11 protein-coding genes are annotated in these 15427 nt (G+C 64.8%); 5 read left to right on the forward strand and 6 right to left on the reverse strand.

The genetic code is table 11. From position 1 onward, the window contains the following. Window positions 1-34: 34 nt before the first annotated feature. Both ACFYWM_RS04370 and ACFYWM_RS04375 read right to left on the reverse strand, forming a co-directional pair. A complete protein-coding gene (locus ACFYWM_RS04370) occupies window positions 35-223 on the reverse strand; it encodes a hypothetical protein (protein WP_389908363.1) in 189 nt (62 codons plus the stop codon). Between the two features lie 6 nt (window positions 224-229). Continuing rightward, complete coding sequence (locus tag ACFYWM_RS04375) at window positions 230-508, reverse strand: LysR family transcriptional regulator substrate-binding protein (RefSeq protein ID WP_389909301.1); 279 nt, start codon at window positions 506-508, stop codon at window positions 230-232. Between ACFYWM_RS04375 and ACFYWM_RS04380 the strand changes: the two genes are divergently transcribed. Further along, entirely contained in the window at window positions 492-749 is a 258-nt protein-coding gene (locus tag ACFYWM_RS04380; protein ID WP_389908366.1) for a tyrosine-type recombinase/integrase, read from the forward strand. The two genes, ACFYWM_RS04375 and ACFYWM_RS04380, sit on opposite strands and share 17 nt — an antisense overlap. A 220-nt stretch (window positions 750-969) precedes the next feature. Continuing rightward, window positions 970-1110, forward strand: coding sequence for a hypothetical protein (locus ACFYWM_RS04385; protein WP_389908369.1), 141 nt, complete (start codon window positions 970-972; stop codon window positions 1108-1110). A 555-nt stretch (window positions 1111-1665) separates the two neighbouring features. On the opposite strand, the gene ACFYWM_RS04390 is transcribed toward ACFYWM_RS04385, so the two are convergent. From ACFYWM_RS04390 to ACFYWM_RS04405, 4 genes are all read right to left on the reverse strand, one after another. Next, window positions 1666-2025, reverse strand: coding sequence for a hypothetical protein (locus ACFYWM_RS04390; protein WP_389908372.1), 360 nt, complete (start codon window positions 2023-2025; stop codon window positions 1666-1668). Between the two features lie 174 nt (window positions 2026-2199). Then, complete coding sequence (locus ACFYWM_RS04395; RefSeq protein ID WP_389908375.1) at window positions 2200-9630, reverse strand: LamG-like jellyroll fold domain-containing protein; 7431 nt, start codon at window positions 9628-9630, stop codon at window positions 2200-2202. 810 nt (window positions 9631-10440) lie between these two features. Next, window positions 10441-10980, reverse strand: a complete 540-nt coding sequence (locus ACFYWM_RS04400; RefSeq protein WP_389908378.1) for a S1 RNA-binding domain-containing protein — start codon at window positions 10978-10980, stop codon at window positions 10441-10443. A gap of 4 nt (window positions 10981-10984) precedes the next feature. Beyond that, complete coding sequence (locus ACFYWM_RS04405; RefSeq protein ID WP_389908381.1) at window positions 10985-11599, reverse strand: recombinase family protein; 615 nt, start codon at window positions 11597-11599, stop codon at window positions 10985-10987. Between the two features lie 179 nt (window positions 11600-11778). Here ACFYWM_RS04405 and ACFYWM_RS04410 point away from each other — a divergent pair, with 179 nt between their 5' ends. The 3 genes from ACFYWM_RS04410 (at window position 11779) to ACFYWM_RS04420 (ending at window position 15385) form a co-directional block, all read left to right on the forward strand. Beyond that, the gene (locus ACFYWM_RS04410; protein ID WP_389908384.1) at window positions 11779-13296 is read left to right on the forward strand and encodes a Mu transposase C-terminal domain-containing protein; all 1518 of its coding nucleotides are present in this window, start codon (window positions 11779-11781) and stop codon (window positions 13294-13296) included. Between the two features lie 7 nt (window positions 13297-13303). Continuing rightward, the gene (locus tag ACFYWM_RS04415; protein ID WP_389908387.1) at window positions 13304-14140 is read left to right on the forward strand and encodes an AAA family ATPase; all 837 of its coding nucleotides are present in this window, start codon (window positions 13304-13306) and stop codon (window positions 14138-14140) included. Between the two features lie 171 nt (window positions 14141-14311). Then, on the forward strand, window positions 14312-15385 hold the full coding sequence (locus ACFYWM_RS04420; RefSeq protein ID WP_389908390.1) for a tyrosine-type recombinase/integrase: 1074 nt from the start codon (window positions 14312-14314) through the stop codon (window positions 15383-15385). Window positions 15386-15427 lie beyond the last annotated feature (42 nt).

Here is a 15427-nt window from a genome sequence, read left to right on the forward strand (position 1 = left end):
ATCACTTTGGGGGCCGGGTGGCCGGGGGTGCTCTCTATCGGCTCAGGTGGTCGTGGAGCATCCGGTTGAAGGTGTCGCGCAGGTCGAGGTCGCGGGTGACCTCCGGCAGGGCGCGGGCCAGCACCGGTTCGGGGGTGCGGTCGGCCATCACCAGCCCGGCGCGCGGCGCCCAGGTGAGGTGTTCCATGCCCACCACCCGCATGCCGTTCGGGACGCCGAACATGTGCAGCTAGGCATGGGCGATGACGCTGGACCAGTGATGTGTGGCGACGTGGGCGAATAGGGCCGAGACGGTGTCGGTCTCGACGGCGGGGACCGCGACGGCGCCCGCAGTGGCGAAGACGGCGTCCAGGATCCGCCGATTGCGCATCTGCGGGCTGAGCAGGCACAGCGGGAGCGCGGCGACTTCCGCCCAGCGCGTCACGTCCCGGCCGGCGAGCTCGCCGTCATCAGAGGTGAGCAGCAGGTAGCATTCCTCGTACAGCGCTGGCGTGCGCGCCGCCCAGATCCGCCTCGTCGAGGTAGGTCAGCGCCACGTCGATTTCGAACTCCGCCAACTGCCGGTCGATGTAACCCGGATCGCCACGGCCGCCAGCCTGGAGGGCCGCTGGAGAGGCCACTCCCTGCGCCGCGGGTTCGCCACCGCCGCCCGCCGCGCTGGCGCCCACCTGGAGCGTATCGGCCGCCACGGCGGCTGGGCCGATGGCTCCACCGCCCTGCTCGGCTACATAGAAGAGGCCGACCGCTGAAGCGACACCCCGGTCACCGACCTGTGAGCTAGAAGGCGTGCGCGGCCGGATCGACGCGCCGCCGCGCATCAGCGTCCAAGGCGTCGTGCACGGACTGGGCGGGGATCTCCAGGCGCCGGGCAAGCACCGCTTGGCCCTCTGCCTTCCCGAACGTGTTCCGAGCCGCCAGGTAGGCCAGGAAGGACCTGACAGGGCCCTCGGGGCGGCGTAGCGTCGAGGCATGGCCGAGGAGCAAGAGGACCCGCCGATCTGCGGCACCTACTTGGGGGCGGGCGACAAGTGGATCGACCGCAACGGCAGCAGCAAGAAGCGGAGCGTCTGGGCGGCGTGCACCTCGTGCGCCGGGACGGGGCGGCGATAAGCGACCCGATCAGGCCCCGAACGCGATGGGGAGGGCGGCCAGCGGTAGGCCGCCTGCGGATCGCGTGCCGGTTCTGTCACGGCCGGGGCTGGGTCGATGCCGAGGATGAGCCCGCCGAACCTCCCCATTACCGGATGAGCCGTCGCCAGCATAGGAGCATCGCATCTGGTCCGACTCCGCAGCCGCGGCCTTCCTAGGGTGCCGCTACTTCTGAGATCAGAGACGGTGGCCCACCTGGACGAGAACACCCGCACCCTGGTGATGACGCCCTGCCAATGCCGGACGTCCAGGGACTTGTCGGCGAGCGCGTAGAAAATTGCAGGGTCTATGGGTAAACCTCTTACGGGGGAGCCCGTTCTCGGCTGCGAGGCGGTGCACTTGCTGACCCACGTAGAGCCGCGAGTATTTCGCGCAGCGGACGTTTGGTGGTGCTCAATCGGTTCCGCTGCCAATCGGAGTAGCCACGATTCCTAAACCGTCGGCCTGACCGGGTCCGGCGAGAGCACTGTGAATGTCATCTATGCCCGACTAGATTTAGACCAATAAGCCTTACCGTCAGGAGGCCTCAATCTTCATAATTAAAAGCTTACCGGCTCCTGCACCCGCCTTTTCTTGAGCATCCTTGATCGCTTTTTGTTGCCGTGGATCCATAGGGCCAATGGATTCAGAGAATTCTAGCGAGTAAAGAGAAAGTCGCGTGTTTTCCCATTGGCTCGACTGCATCGTTATAGATTTAGGGAGCTGTTGATCGATATCTTTCCACCCGTGCTCTTGCAGGATGACATTTGCCTTTTTAAGCGCTTGCTGAGAGTCGGGGCCTCCGACATCAATTATCAAAACCTCTTTAACTAAAGTCAAGCCGTCCCATGTAACTTCGGTCGTAGTTTCCGCTAGCACCTTTACGATGCTGCGCATGTTTTTGACGACATTAGGATCGACTCGGGACTCCTGGGGGAATAGTTCGGAGCGACAGCCCGAGAGAAGGAGGGCTACGCACGCAAGCGCTACTGATACCTTAAAAGCGTAGAGGGATGGCTTTATTTTATCGAGGCCAACTAATGAAAAGTTAATTGGAAGCACCTTCTTTGACTAAATTGTTACGCAGCTCTGCTGGGCGCAGCGCCAGTATTCGGCCAAGACGCCACTGTTTTTCCATCCGTATATGTAACTCATGCGTTTCATTGCTTCCGTCTGAAATCCCTTGGCCTTAAACTGAGGTGATAGTTCGGCTTTGTATCCACTCTCGACCCATTTCACGAACTGTTCCTTATCACCTGCGGCGCATCCACAATAAGCGAGAGTCGCTTCCCAAGAGTTGATGTTCCGGCGCACTCCCCCGACTGTAACCTGTATGGTATCCATCTTCTCTCGCATCCACGCAGCAGCTACTCGTATGGCCCATTTTGGATCGTTGATCATAATATCCGCGATCTCTGTATTTGAGAGCTTTCCGTCAGCCCCGTATTTCTCTTTCCAATCATTCTTATAATACTTATTCAGCATCGCTCGGGCGTTGCGTATCTCGAGCTGCGTGATGCCATACCCTCTGTCTTTATTATAGTTTGTGCCCCACGCAAATGCATTACCTATGTTATCCACCTTTGGTTCAGACCACAGATTTTCGTACATAAGAACAGCGAGAAGCGCATTCTGGTCGACCCTATGCTCTATTGCTGCGGGCTTAATATATTTAGCATATTGGACAACCCTTGCGTAAACTGCGACGTTGGCCCAGCCTGGACAGCCTGTCGCCCCCAATGCGTCTGCGAGAGCGCATGAGCCCCCTCCTTTTTGGAGGGAATAAAACATCGTCCCGTTTTTGGGGGAATAATATGCTACTCCGTTTGCTGTTTCCCTGACGTTTTCGAGCTTGAAGCTGTCCAGTCCTCCAACTTTCACCCAATTGAAGGCTAGTTGCTTGTTGTCCAGTTCGGGAGACCAGCGAACAAGGTATTCCTGCTGTACACCTTCTTTAGCGTCCCAGTAGTTTGGCTGATCCACTTCTCGACCGTTGTGCATGTACTTGTAGCCGAGCCTTGCAATTTCGTCATCACCGAGCTGCGGCAAAGACGCATACGTTCCGTAGTTTCTCTCCCAATAGTAGTTGTCCTGCTCATTGTTGGGTCCGTTATACACCAGATCCGAGACGTAGCTTCCCGCGTTGTAGCTCGAGGAGAGGTTCGGGTTGAAATCCCAGCTTGAAGACGGGCGTGAGTTGAAGTAGTCGTTCATGCTGAAGGACTGCCAGCCAGAACCGCCGCTTGCGCTGCTCGGGGAGCTCGCAGTATTGAGCTGGATAGAGTTGTGCCCGCTGGGGTCGGTGTGGGTGAGAGGGCCGGCGTTGGCGTAGGTGTAGCGGTTGGCCTGCACCGATGGGTCAGGGTTGAGGGTGGCGGTGTCGCGGGAGGTGAAGGCGCCGATGCCGGGCTGGTACCAGCGGGCGTGCATATTGACCTTGCCGGTGTCGGGGTCGGTGTACTCGCCCTGGTAACCGAGGCCGCGTTGGGTGCCGGAGCGGTGGGTGACCTGCCCGAAGGGGTCGTAGGCGGTCGAGTCGACCAAGGCGGTGCCGGAGAAGGTGGCGACCATGTCGCCGTGCAGGTCGGTCATCGTGACCAGTGCTGGGCTCGCGCCCTCCTGGAGGCTAAGCAGGCCGCCGAACGGGTCGCGGCCGTACTTGGCCTGGACGGCGCCCACGCCGTCGGTGGTGGTGACCAGGTCGTTGCTCAGCCCTGAGTAGACGAAACGCTGCTGGGCGCTGCCCTTGGTGCGGGAGGTCATCCGGTTCAGAGCGTCGTAGCCGTAGGTGGCATCTCCGTCGGAGATGAGCCGGTCGAAGGCGTCGAAGGCCAGGTTGCGGGTGACGCCGGCTTTGGTCTCGGTGGCGGTGGTGCCGCGGGGGGTGTAGGTGTAGTCGGTCCCGGCGCCGGAGGTGAGGCGGTTGCGCTGGTCGTAGACGAACGTGTTGCTGCCGGCTTTGGTGCGGTTGCCGGAGGCGTCCCATTCGTAGTCGGTGACGGCGCCGCCGGGGGCGGTCCAGGAGGTCAGCCGTCCGGCGCGGTCATGGGCGTAGGTGTTGGTGCCGGCTCCGGCGGTGCCGGTGGTGGTCTTGGTGGTGAGGTTGTCGTCCTTGTCCCAGGCGTAGGTGATCTTCGACAGTTCGGTGCCGGAGCTGTTCTTCACCGCCTGGGCGGTGAGCCGGTCCATGGTGTCGTAGTCGTAGGTCTGGGTGTTGACCGGAGCGGTGGAGATCTTGGTCTTGAGTCGGTTGGCGTTGTCGTAGCCGTAGGTCCAGGTGCGCCCGGTCACCGGGTCGCTTGCGGTGTTGAGCCGATCTGCGGCGTCCCAGGTGTAGTTCGCCGTCCCCGCCGGGTCGACGCGCTGGGTGAGGTTGCCGGTGGCGTCGTAGGTGTAGGCGGCGATCTGGTTGGTGGCCTTGGAGACCTTGGTCAGCAGGCTGCGGTCGTTGTATTCGAGGGTGTAGTCGCCGATCGCGGTGAGGCGGCCCGCGCTGTCGTAGGTGGTCGCGCGGTTCACGGTGGCCATCGAGGTTCCGCTGCCGGCTTCTGTGGTCATCCGGTTCAGCTGGTCGAAGGTGCGGTCGATGCGTACCCCGCCCGGCTGGAGGGTGGCGGTGGCGTTGCCGGAGGCGTCGTAGACGCTGGTCCAGGTCCGATCGGCGGCGTTCGGGTGGGCGGTGGTGGACGGTTCGATGACCGACTCGACCAGGCCGAGGGTGTTGTAGGTGGTCCAGGTGGCGTTGCCGCGGCCGTCGGTGGTGCGGGTGCGCGCCCCGCTGGCGTCGTAGCCGAACGTCGAGGTGATCGACGAGGTCGCGGTGACCGGTTCGACCAGGGAGGTCAGCCGTCCTGCGGCGTCGAACGTGCGCTGGGTGACATACCCCTCACCGGAGGTGGTGCTGGTCGGGTTACCGGCCAGGTCGTAGCCGAACTCGACGCTGCGCACCGCAGTGGTGCCGGTGAGATCCTTGGCGGCGGTCTTACGGCCGGCCAGGTCGTAGCTGGCCTCGGTGGCGTTGCCCAGGGCATCGGTCACCTTGGTCTGCCGGCCCATCAGGTCATAGCCGAAGATGGTGGTACGGCTGGCCAGGGTGGTGGAGGTGGGGGTCGCAGGGGCGGCGGTGGAGGTGACTTCCCCAGCGGCGTTGACCGTGTACGTGGTGGTCTTGTCACCGGGGGCGACGGTTTTGGTGAGGTTGCCCGCGGCGTCGTAGGTCAACTTGGTGGTGTGCGCCACAGTGGCGGGGGTGCGTTCGATCTGGGTCTGAGTGATCTTTCGGCCCAGGTCATCGTAGGTGGCCTCGCTGCGCGCCCCGGTGGGGTCGATCACCGCGAGTTGCTCGCCCAGCAGGGTGTATTCGGCCACCCGGACGCCGCCTGGCCCCGACGGGCCGGGTTCGACGACCTTGACCGGGCGTCCCAGCGCGTCATAGGTGGTGGAGGTGACGTGCTCGCGCGGGTCAGTGACCGTGGTCTGCCGCCCGGCCGCGTCGTAGCCGAAGCTCACCGCAGGGGTGATCGCGCTGCCGCCCGGCGGGGTGTAGGACGAACCGGCCATGGAGGTCAGACGCCCGGCCTTGTCGAAGACGGAGGTGGTGGTGTGCCCTTCAGCATCAACGATGTGGCTCTGCAGGCCGACGCTGTTGTAGCCGTACCTGATGGTGGGGCGCCCGGTGGTGGCGACGGTACCGTTCTTCTCGATCGTCACCTGTGGTGCCTTAGCCTCCACCAGCTGGCCGGTGAGGTCGTAGCGCATCGTGGCGGTAAAGTCCGTGGGCGTGGCGCCGGAGGCGTTGCCACGCGGGTCGACAGTTGCGGTCAGCAGACCGCGGTCGTCGTAGTCGCTGGTGGTGACCAGGTCCTCGGCTCCGTTCTCCACGGTTTGCCGGGTCACTTGGTTCAGCGCGTTGTAGAGGTAGGAAGTGGTTTCGACGCGGGTGGTGCCGGCCGCGGTGAAGGTCTTCTTGGTGACGTTGTTGTTCTTGTCGTACTCGAAGGCGGTTTTACGGCCGAGGGTGGCGGGGGCGAAGGTGGTGGAGGTGAGTCGGCTGGCGGCGTCGTAGACGTAGTCGGTAGTGACTTTCTCGCCGCCGGTGTCCTGGCCGGCCGGGTCGTTGGTGACCTTTTTGGTGAGGTTGCCAGCTGGATCGTATTCGTTTGATTCCAATACCACATCCACCACATCGTCCGGGGCCGTCAGGCCGTTGAGGCGGACGTCGTCGCCACTCGTTGTCGCCGCGCGGTTATCCATCCAGTAGGTGTAAGCCTTCTTACGGCCCATCGCGTCGATTTGACCGGCTAGCCGGCCGCCGGGGTCGTAGGAGGAGGATGCCAATACCACGTCCTGGGCGGGCTGTGGGCTGACCGGGCTGCCGGTCCAGTTCTTCAACGTGCGAGAGGTCGGCTCTCCGCGTTTGGTGTAGGCGAAGGTGATGACCGTGCCCACCGGGTCGGTTTGGGATGTCTGAGCGCCGGTGACATCCCAGGTGGAGGTGGTCACTCCGTCTTCGGGGTCGGTGACCGTCTCCACCCGCCCCTTGGGGTCGTAGGTGTAGGTGGTGGTGCGCGTCGCATCGCCGCCGGTCAGGTCGGTCACGGTGGTGGTGAGCTTATTGCCGTCAGCATCGTAGGTCAGCGTGGTCTTGGCAGTGTGGGTGACGTTGGTGACCTCGTTCTTCACCCCGGGATTGGTGCGGGTGAGCAGACGGCCGAGGCCGTCGTAGGTGAAGGTCGTATTAACCCCGCTGGGATGGGCCGCCGAAATCTCGGCGCGGGAGGTCAGCCGGCCTACCGCGTCGTAGGTGAACGTGGTCTTCAGCCCCGATGGGCTGGTCTGCTCGGCCACCTGCCCAGATGCGGTGTAGCGGTAGGTCGTCTCGTTGAGCTCGGGATCCTTCGCTGATTTCAGTAGTCCGGCCGGGGTGGTGCCGCCGCCGATCGCGGGCTCGGTGCCGTCGGTGTAGGTGGAGATCACCGACCGGCCGGTGGGGAAGTCTGAGGTGGCCGGGCTGGTTATCTTCGTCACCTCACCGTGGCTGGTGTATTCGGTGGTGGTGGCGTAGGTGGTGTCGGTGTCGGAGGCTGAGCGTCCGTCGCGGTGCACGGTCACCTGGTCGTTGCGCGGGTCGAAGGCGTCGCTGGTGTTGAGGTGGTACTTCCAGGTTTCGATCGCGCATTGTCCTGGGGCGCGGCAGTATTTGCGGGCAATAAGGTTGTCGCGTTCGTCGAAATAGACGTCGTTGACGATGTCGTTGCGGTCGATCAACTTGGCCAGAGACCCCGACTGGTTGTACTCATGCCAGGAAGTGTGCCCCAGCTGGTCGGTTTCCCCGATGATGCGGTATCCGCGCCAGGCGTCGTAGAGGTACTTCAGCTGCTCGTTGCGCGGGTCGGTGACGGTGACGCGGGCGGCCCCGGTCTGGGGGTCGTAGGTTTGAGCACCGATCTTCCAGGTACCGCCGTTGCGGTCGACGTGGGTGGTGAGCCGGTCGGTCGCGGCGTCGTAGGTGTTGACCGCCCACACCCGGCCCGAGGGCAGCGTGACACCGGTGAGCTTGTGCGCCGCCTCAGCCCGGGCCGCGTAGTGCGCGCTCACCTCGGCTGCGGTCAGCGGCTTGTCATAGATCGCAACCTCGTCGATGAACCCCTTGAATGGAAACGCCGCCCGCGGGGTGGGTACCGCTGGGGAGGTAGCCGGGTCGGCCACGCCGTTGCCCACCGTGGCGATGCCGCGCCAGGAGGTCACCGCTGCGCTCAAGGTGCCAACCGGCGCGCCGTCGAGGAATAACGTCTGGTTCTGGCCGGAGACGGTCAATACCACGTGGTGCCAGGTGTTGTCGTTGACCACGCCGGTGGAGGTGATCGGGGCGGCGACCGCGGCCAGCGAGCCGCGCAGCTTGCCGTCGGTGCCGACATACAGCATCGGCCCCCACGGAATACTGGAGGTTTCCTGGGTGCCGGCGGCCATCAGCACCCCGGACTGGCTGGTCTTGAACCACGTCTCGACCGAGATCTGATCACCCAGGTGCGGCACCGTGTCGGCGGGCAGCTTCAGCGCCGAGCCGGTGGTGAACTCCACCGACGTGTCGGTGCTGCCAGCCAGCGCGCCAGGCTTGGCGTACCCGACCCCCTGATAGGTCGCATTGGCCTGGCCTGCGCCCTGGTCGGTTGCAACCGTCCCTGATGCCTCGCCCAGTCGCCAGTAGGCGTACGGGTCGTCGTCCAGCACGCCGCTGCGGTACTGGGAACCGGTGCCGTAGCTGTAGTGGGTGCAGTTGGGGGCGGCCACCGGCGCGCACACCCCGGTCAGCCGATCCCCGTCGTAGTGGTAGGTCCACGTCAGCGGCGTACCGTTCACCGGGTCGCTGGAGACCGAGGTGACGTGGGCGCCGGTCCAGGTGAAGGTCAGCGACCGCCCGCCCGTGGCCGTCACAGTCGCCAGTTTCCCGCCCGCACCGTAGGTCAGCTCCTGGCCACGGCCCCGCGAATCGGTGACCTCGCTCAACCGGCCTTGGGCGTCGAAGGTGTAAGTGGTGGCCGATTTGTCCATCAGCCGCCAGGTGCCGCCGCTGTCCTCGGCCAAGGTGGCGTGCATGCCCGGCGGCGGCTGAAAGACCCCCGCCCCGCTGCCCATGAACCGCACCTGGCGGCCGTCAGGGTAGGTCACCAGCGCCGAGACCGCTGAACCTCGCACCTCCTTGACGAGCTTCATGTCCCAGCGGGTCGACCACCCCGCGCCGAAGATCCCATCGGTGCGCGGGTCCATGCTGTTGTAGGAACGCGTCACCGACAAAGGCGGCCCGGCGACGGGAATCGACAGGTCGGTGGCGGTGGTGGTGTAGTTGCCGCTCTGCTGGTGAAATTCTTGACCGCCCACGCCAGGAGTGGCTAATTGCGAGGTCACCACAGGCTGGCGCACCCCGGTGACGAAGGTGTGCACCGGTGAGAGGGTCGACGTTGAGTTAGAGGTGTCGGTGACGGTGACCGTCCACCAGTACTGCTTGCCCCACGCCAGCTTGGCTGCGGGCACCTTCCAGGTGTTGACCCCGGCGGCCAGGGTGCCCGAGGAGGTGCACCCCGTCCCGGTCATCGTGTCCTTGTCGCAGATCTTGAACGCGTACCGCACCGATCCGCCCACCGTGCTGCGTCCTTGGGCCCGCAAGGTGGGAGTTAGCGAATCCATCAACATCCCGCTGCGCGGAAAGGTGTTCAGCAACGTCGGCTCACCGACCAGCAGCGAAGCCTGCGACTGTGCCGGGATGACCGAGGTCTTCGACGAAGACCCGGCCTGGGTGCCGGTCGTCTGCTGATCGACGAAGCGCTCCTCGATGGGGACCGCCCCTTCGGGCGGTTCGATGTCCGAACGCCATTGGCCGTCAACTACCGCCGCTGACATCTCGGTGGTCGCCTTGCTGCTCACCAACGAGGGGAAACCCGCTGCTGATCCTGTCAACTGCTTCGGCGTGTCCGCGACGCCGTGATAGAGCGCGGCTGATCGCATTGCGGCAGACACTGGAACTGCTTGGAAAAGCAGCAAGCCAGGGGTCACAGTCGTAACGACGGCTACCGATGCCCACGTTTTCACGCGCGCTGAAAACAACCACGGCACATTTCGGCGCATACGCCGTCATCCTCCGAACACGTCAGCGCGAGAGCCAACCGCTCCCGTGTTACCCCAGCCCGCCGCAGCACTCTGGCCAGGCCAAAGACGACAGTTCGGAGTGCAGAACAAGCAAACGATCAAAAATTACCTACAAAACCTTTATGTTCGCAATATGTGCAAGTGCGGGAGAAAGGACAGGCTTTCCGGGTTTAAAAGTGTCGTGCATTGGTTTCGTGTCTGCGTAATTACTTTGAGCCACCGACAGGGTGGACCGAAACGATCACGCAAAGGCGGCGGCCCTTGATCGCCGACTCCTTCGCATGCATTCCCCTGAGCTGCCCTAACAGCACAGCTCACGCCTGCGAGGCTGTGATGATGTCCATGGAAGTTTGGCGAAAAAGGCTGCAAGGAGGGGCGCCGTTGATTTTAGGATGTCCGAAAATGGGCGCAAGAAGCGACGGAACGCAAGAGGCGGCCGCCGTGGACGGAGGACGACAGCGACGAGTTGGCGGCTTGATGTGATGCAGAACACGCCACGCCGAGATGGTCTCGCTCTGCCTATAACTCTTGAACAGCCAGTTCCAAGATCACTTCTATGACTTAACACCCCGGATAAGTAACGTTATTCGGGGAGCTTAGGTAGGATCTCCCCGGATAACCACCGGGAAGCTGTGACCTTCGGGGCTTGATGGCCGGTAGTTTGCAGAACTATCTGGCAGGCTCGCGGTTGGTGGGATGCCCGCTGAGTGCAAGGGCGATCCGGCGTCGGGCGAGGTCGACTTCGACGATTTTCACGGTGAGGATGTCGCCTGTTTCTGCGGTGCCGCCGGTCAGTTCGGAGGCGGGCAGGAGGCCCTCGAAGCCGTGGGCTGCGTCTTCGATGCGGACGAAGGCGCCGATGGGAGCGACCTTGGTGATGGGGCCGGTGATAGTCCGGCCGATCTGTTTTTGAAGATCAAGTAGTGGGTCTTCCTGGAGCGCTTTGAGGGAAAGAGATACGCGCCCGCGTTCGGTATCGATGTCGAGGATTTCGGCGGTGACCTCTTGGCCGACGGCGACAACGTCGCAGGGGTGGTGGATGGGCCGCCAGGACAGTTCGGGGATGTTGATCATTGCGGTGAAGCCGCCGATGTCAACGAAGGTGACTCCGAAGCTGGCGATCTCGGTGACCGTTCCGGTGATGATCTGGCCTTGGTGCACTGTTCGGAGGAAGGCCGACTCGCGCTCGTTCAGGACCGGGTTCGGCATGTCATTACTCCTGGACCTTGGCGGGGGCGTCGGTGAGGTAGCGGTGCAGGGAGGTTTTGGGGATGCCGGTCTTGGCCGCGACTTGGCCCAGGGTGTTGCCTTGGGCTTTGAGCAGGCGGGCGTAGTCGATTTTGTCGGCTGGGTGGGCGACGGGGCGGCCGATGTGGCGGCCGGCGGTTTCGGCGACGGCGCGGGCGTGGGCGGCGCGCTCGGCGGTGAAGGTGCGTTCCATCTCGGCGAACAACGCGAGCAGCAGGAAGGCGATGCGGCTCATGCCCTCGTCGGTGGTGTTGATGGGCAGCGGGTCGGCCAGGGAGCGTACGCCGATGCCGCGCTCGGACAACTCGTGCACGAGGTTGAGGACTTCGCGTAGGTTGCGCCCGAGCCGGTCCAGGGTGTGGACCACGATGGTGTCGCCCGCTCGGGTGTAGGCGAGCAGGGCGGCCAGGCCCTCGCGGTCGATGCTGGTGCCGGTCTTCTTGTCGGTGTAGATCCGCTCGGCGGGGATGCCGGTCGCGTTGAGGGCGTCGAGTTGGCGCTCCAGGCTCTGTTTGGTGGTCGAGACGCGGGCGTAGCCGAGTTCGAGGCCGCGCGAGGGGTGATCGGAAGCAGATGCCATCGGCCAACCATACCGGAATTCATCTCCGTACTACTGTTGTGGAACAGTCGTTGTGGAACGATTTCCGGAACGGTTCAAGGCTGGTTTTTGAGGCTCGACGGCCAGCGCGGCGGAGGTGTTCCACTTCCAAGGTTGTGGAACAGCAAGCAGGCGATCATCGGGGCGGCGATTCTGACGGTATGACCTCACTCGCGGCGAACCAACCGGAAAATCCACCCCAGCCCCTCACCACGCCGCCCGCGCTGACCGAACCCCAGCGACAGTCGGCGATGGACCGCTTGGTGATCCTTCGGTCCCATCTCGATGACGCCGTCCCGATCGTCCGCGTGGCCGAGACGAAGGGCATCCCGGAACGAACGCTGCGGCGATGGCTGAGCGCCTACCGCCGCGACGGCCTGACCGGTCTGGCCCGGCAACCGCGTGCTGACAAAGGCCGGCGCCGGTTACCGGATGAGCTCGTCCTGCTGATCGAAGGCCTCGCCCTGCGGCGGCCGCGGCCGAGCATCGCGACCGTGCACCGCCACAGTGCCGAGGTCGCCGCCCAGCGAGGTTGGCCCATCCCCTCCTACGCCACCGTGTACGACATCACCCACCGTCTCGATCCCGCGCTATCGGTCCTCGCCCACGAGGGGACCGCACGCTACCGGGAACTGTTCGACCTGATCCACCGCCGCCAAGCCGAGCGGCCCAACCAGATCTGGCAGGCCGACCACACCCAGCTGGACCTGTGGGTGATCACCCCTTCCGGAAAACCGGGGCGGCCCTGGCTGACGGTGATCGAGGACGACTACTCGCGAGCGATCGCCGGCTACGCCGTCAATCTCAGCGCGCCGTCGGCGCTGATGACCGCGCTGGCCTTCCGGCAGGCGATCTGGCGAAAGGCCGAGCCCGACTGGCACGTGTGCGGCATCCCCGAGGCCTTGCACGTTGACCACGGATCCGATTTCACCTCGGCGCATCTGGAGCAGGTGATGGCCGACCTGCGGACCCGCCCTTTCTTCTCCCTGCCGGGGCAGCCGCGCGGCCGCGGGAAAGTCGAGCGCCTCTTTCGCACCGTCAACCAGCAGTGCTTGGCGCACCTGCCCGGATACGCCCCGCGCGGTACGCCCGACCGCGCCGGGCGGGCACAGCTGAGCCTGGCCGAGCTGGAGGAGGCCATCGGCCGCTTCGTCCGAGAGGTCTACAACCTCACCCCGCACAGCGAAACCGGCGCCCCACCGCAGCAACGCTGGGGATCAGGTTCCTTCCTGCCCCGCCTGCCCGGCTCCCTAGAGCAGCTGGACCTGCTGCTGCTCACCGTCGCCAAGCCGCGCACCATCCACCCCGACGGGATCCACTTCCAATCCCTGCGCTACCTGGACCCGCTGCTGGCCGCCTACGTCGGCGAGCGCGTCATCATCCGCTACGACCCCCGCGACATGGCCGAGATCCGGGTGTTTCACCGCGAGCGGTTCCTGTGCCGGGCCATCTGCCCCGACCTCGCCGACCACACGATCAGCCTGAAGGACATCACCGCGGCACGCAACGCCCGGCGTCGTGACCTGCGTTCTCAGCTTCGTGAGCGGGCCAGCGTGGTCGATCGCCTGATCGACGTTCATCGCCCATCTCCATCCGACCTGCCCCTACCTGAGGCATCCGCCGCCCCGGCGCCACCGGTTCCCGCACGGCCGCGGCTCAAGCGGTATCGAGAGGAATGATCACGCCATGGACACCGCCCCGCCCCCCGAACAGCAACCCTCACCAGATGCTGAGCGGCCGTTCCTAGTAACCAAGGAGCACCGGCGATTCACCGAGTTCGCCGAGGCCTGCCGCCGCGAGCGCTACATCGGCCTGTGCTACGGACCTCCCGGCGTCGGCAAGACCCTGTCGGCCCGGTACTACGCGAGATGGGACCTCATCGAGCGCTACCTGCCGCAGCGTTTCTGCGATGACTCACTCCTTCCGCCGCAGGCACTGGCCGTACGCACCGCGATGTACACCGCACCAGTCGTCGCCTCCCTGCGTCAGATCAGCTCCGAACTGCGCGGCATCAGCTCCCAGCTCAGCTCGGCGATCGAAGGCCACCTGTTCCCCGACCGATACACCAGCACCTACACGCCCTACGCCTACACCGACCTGGTGATCGTGGACGAGGCCGACCGGCTCAAGACCACCGCGCTGGAGGTCGTCCGCGACCACTACGACCAAGCCGATCTGGGAATGATCCTCATCGGCATGCCCGGCCTCGAAAAGCGCCTGGCCCGCTACCCGCAGCTGTACAGCCGGATCGGCTTCGTCCACGAATACCGGCCACTATCGCCTGATGAGCTCACCTTCGTCCTGCGCCACCACCACAACAGGATCGGACTTCCCCTATCGGCCAGCGACTTCACCGACACCGAAGCCCTGGCCGCGATCCACCGGATCACCCTCGGCAACTTCCGCCTCGTACACCGCCTGTTCGCCCAGATCACCCGCATCCTAGAGATCAACGGCCTACGTACCATCACCAAGGAGGTCGTCGAAACCGCCCGCGAATCACTGGTCATCGGCACGCTCTAACGCAACAGCCAACCAAGCGCGTGAGGAGGAGAAGCGACCGCCGCCGGATGGCAGAACATGCCATCTACCGCAGAAGATTACGGGCCAACGACCGCTGAAAGTCACACACCGGGAAGCAGCCGGGCTAATGCCGAAAAAACTTCCCGGATAATAAGGAGAGGGATCCGGCGAGTGACCGCAAGCACCGACAGGAAGATCAACAACAGTGGCGACGGGGAGACCCGCAACCAGGTTGACGATCGCGATGGCGGGCGGGACGGCGGCCGAGTCGACAATCGCGTTGCCGATCAAGGTGGGTTCAGGGCGGGCAACGTGGTGGCGCTTCGGCCCGGTCGTGAGCCGGGGCCGGTGGCGGCCGCTGCGGAAATGGCGCTAGCCGCGTTCGGTACGCATCTCGATCGGTGCGCGCTGGCGAAGAACACGGTGACCGCCTACCAGCGCCAGGCGCTGGCCTACCAGGAGTGGTTGCTCGCGCGCGCGGCCGAGCACGCGGACGCGTTCGTCGACCTGGTCGGCGCCGAGGCAGCGGTCACCGCGTGGCGCCAGCACCTGCTCGCCGCGGGGGCGTCGCCGGCGACGGTGAACCAGGCGCTGGTTGCGGTGACGCTGCTGTATGAACACGGGCCCGCGCTACGTTTGGCGGTCAAGCGTGCCCGGGTGCCCAAGCCCGGTGCTCCGGAGGTGTTGTTACGGGCGCAGGAAAACGCGGTCCGCCACGCCGCCGACCGCCGCGGCCCCCGCGACGCCGCCCTCATCGCCCTGCTCCTCGGCGCCGGCGCCCGCGCCGAGGAATGTCAGCGCCTGCGCATCGGCGACGTCCTGGTCACCCCACGCAGCGGCACCGCCCGCATGCACGGCAAAGGCGACGAGGTGCGCACCGTCCCGCTTCCGGTCCCGGCCCGTGAACGGCTGACAGCCTGGCTGCAGGTGCGCGCCGAGCTGCTGGCCGCTAGGCCTGCCCTGGCCGACACGGTTGGGGAGGGGCTGTGGGTCGGTCAGCGCGGACGGCTGTCGGTCGACGGCGTCACCGACGTGGTCCGCGCGGTCGGCAAGGACGCCGGTCTGCCAGGCCTGCGACCGCACCGGCTGCGGCACACCTACGCCACCCGGCTACGCGAAGCCGACGCCGACCACGCTCAGATCCAGGCCCTGCTCGGGCACACCTCCATCGAGACCACCGCCCGCTACTTCCGCGCCTCGGCCACCGAGGTCACCGACCTGGTCGACCGCGCCCTCGACTACTGATCAAAGATCGTCAGATGGCGTGAGTGCCCTAGAGGGCGCTGA

The organism is Streptosporangium sp. NPDC002721 (assembly GCF_042888905.1).
GTDB lineage: Bacteria > Actinomycetota > Actinomycetes > Streptosporangiales > Streptosporangiaceae > Streptosporangium.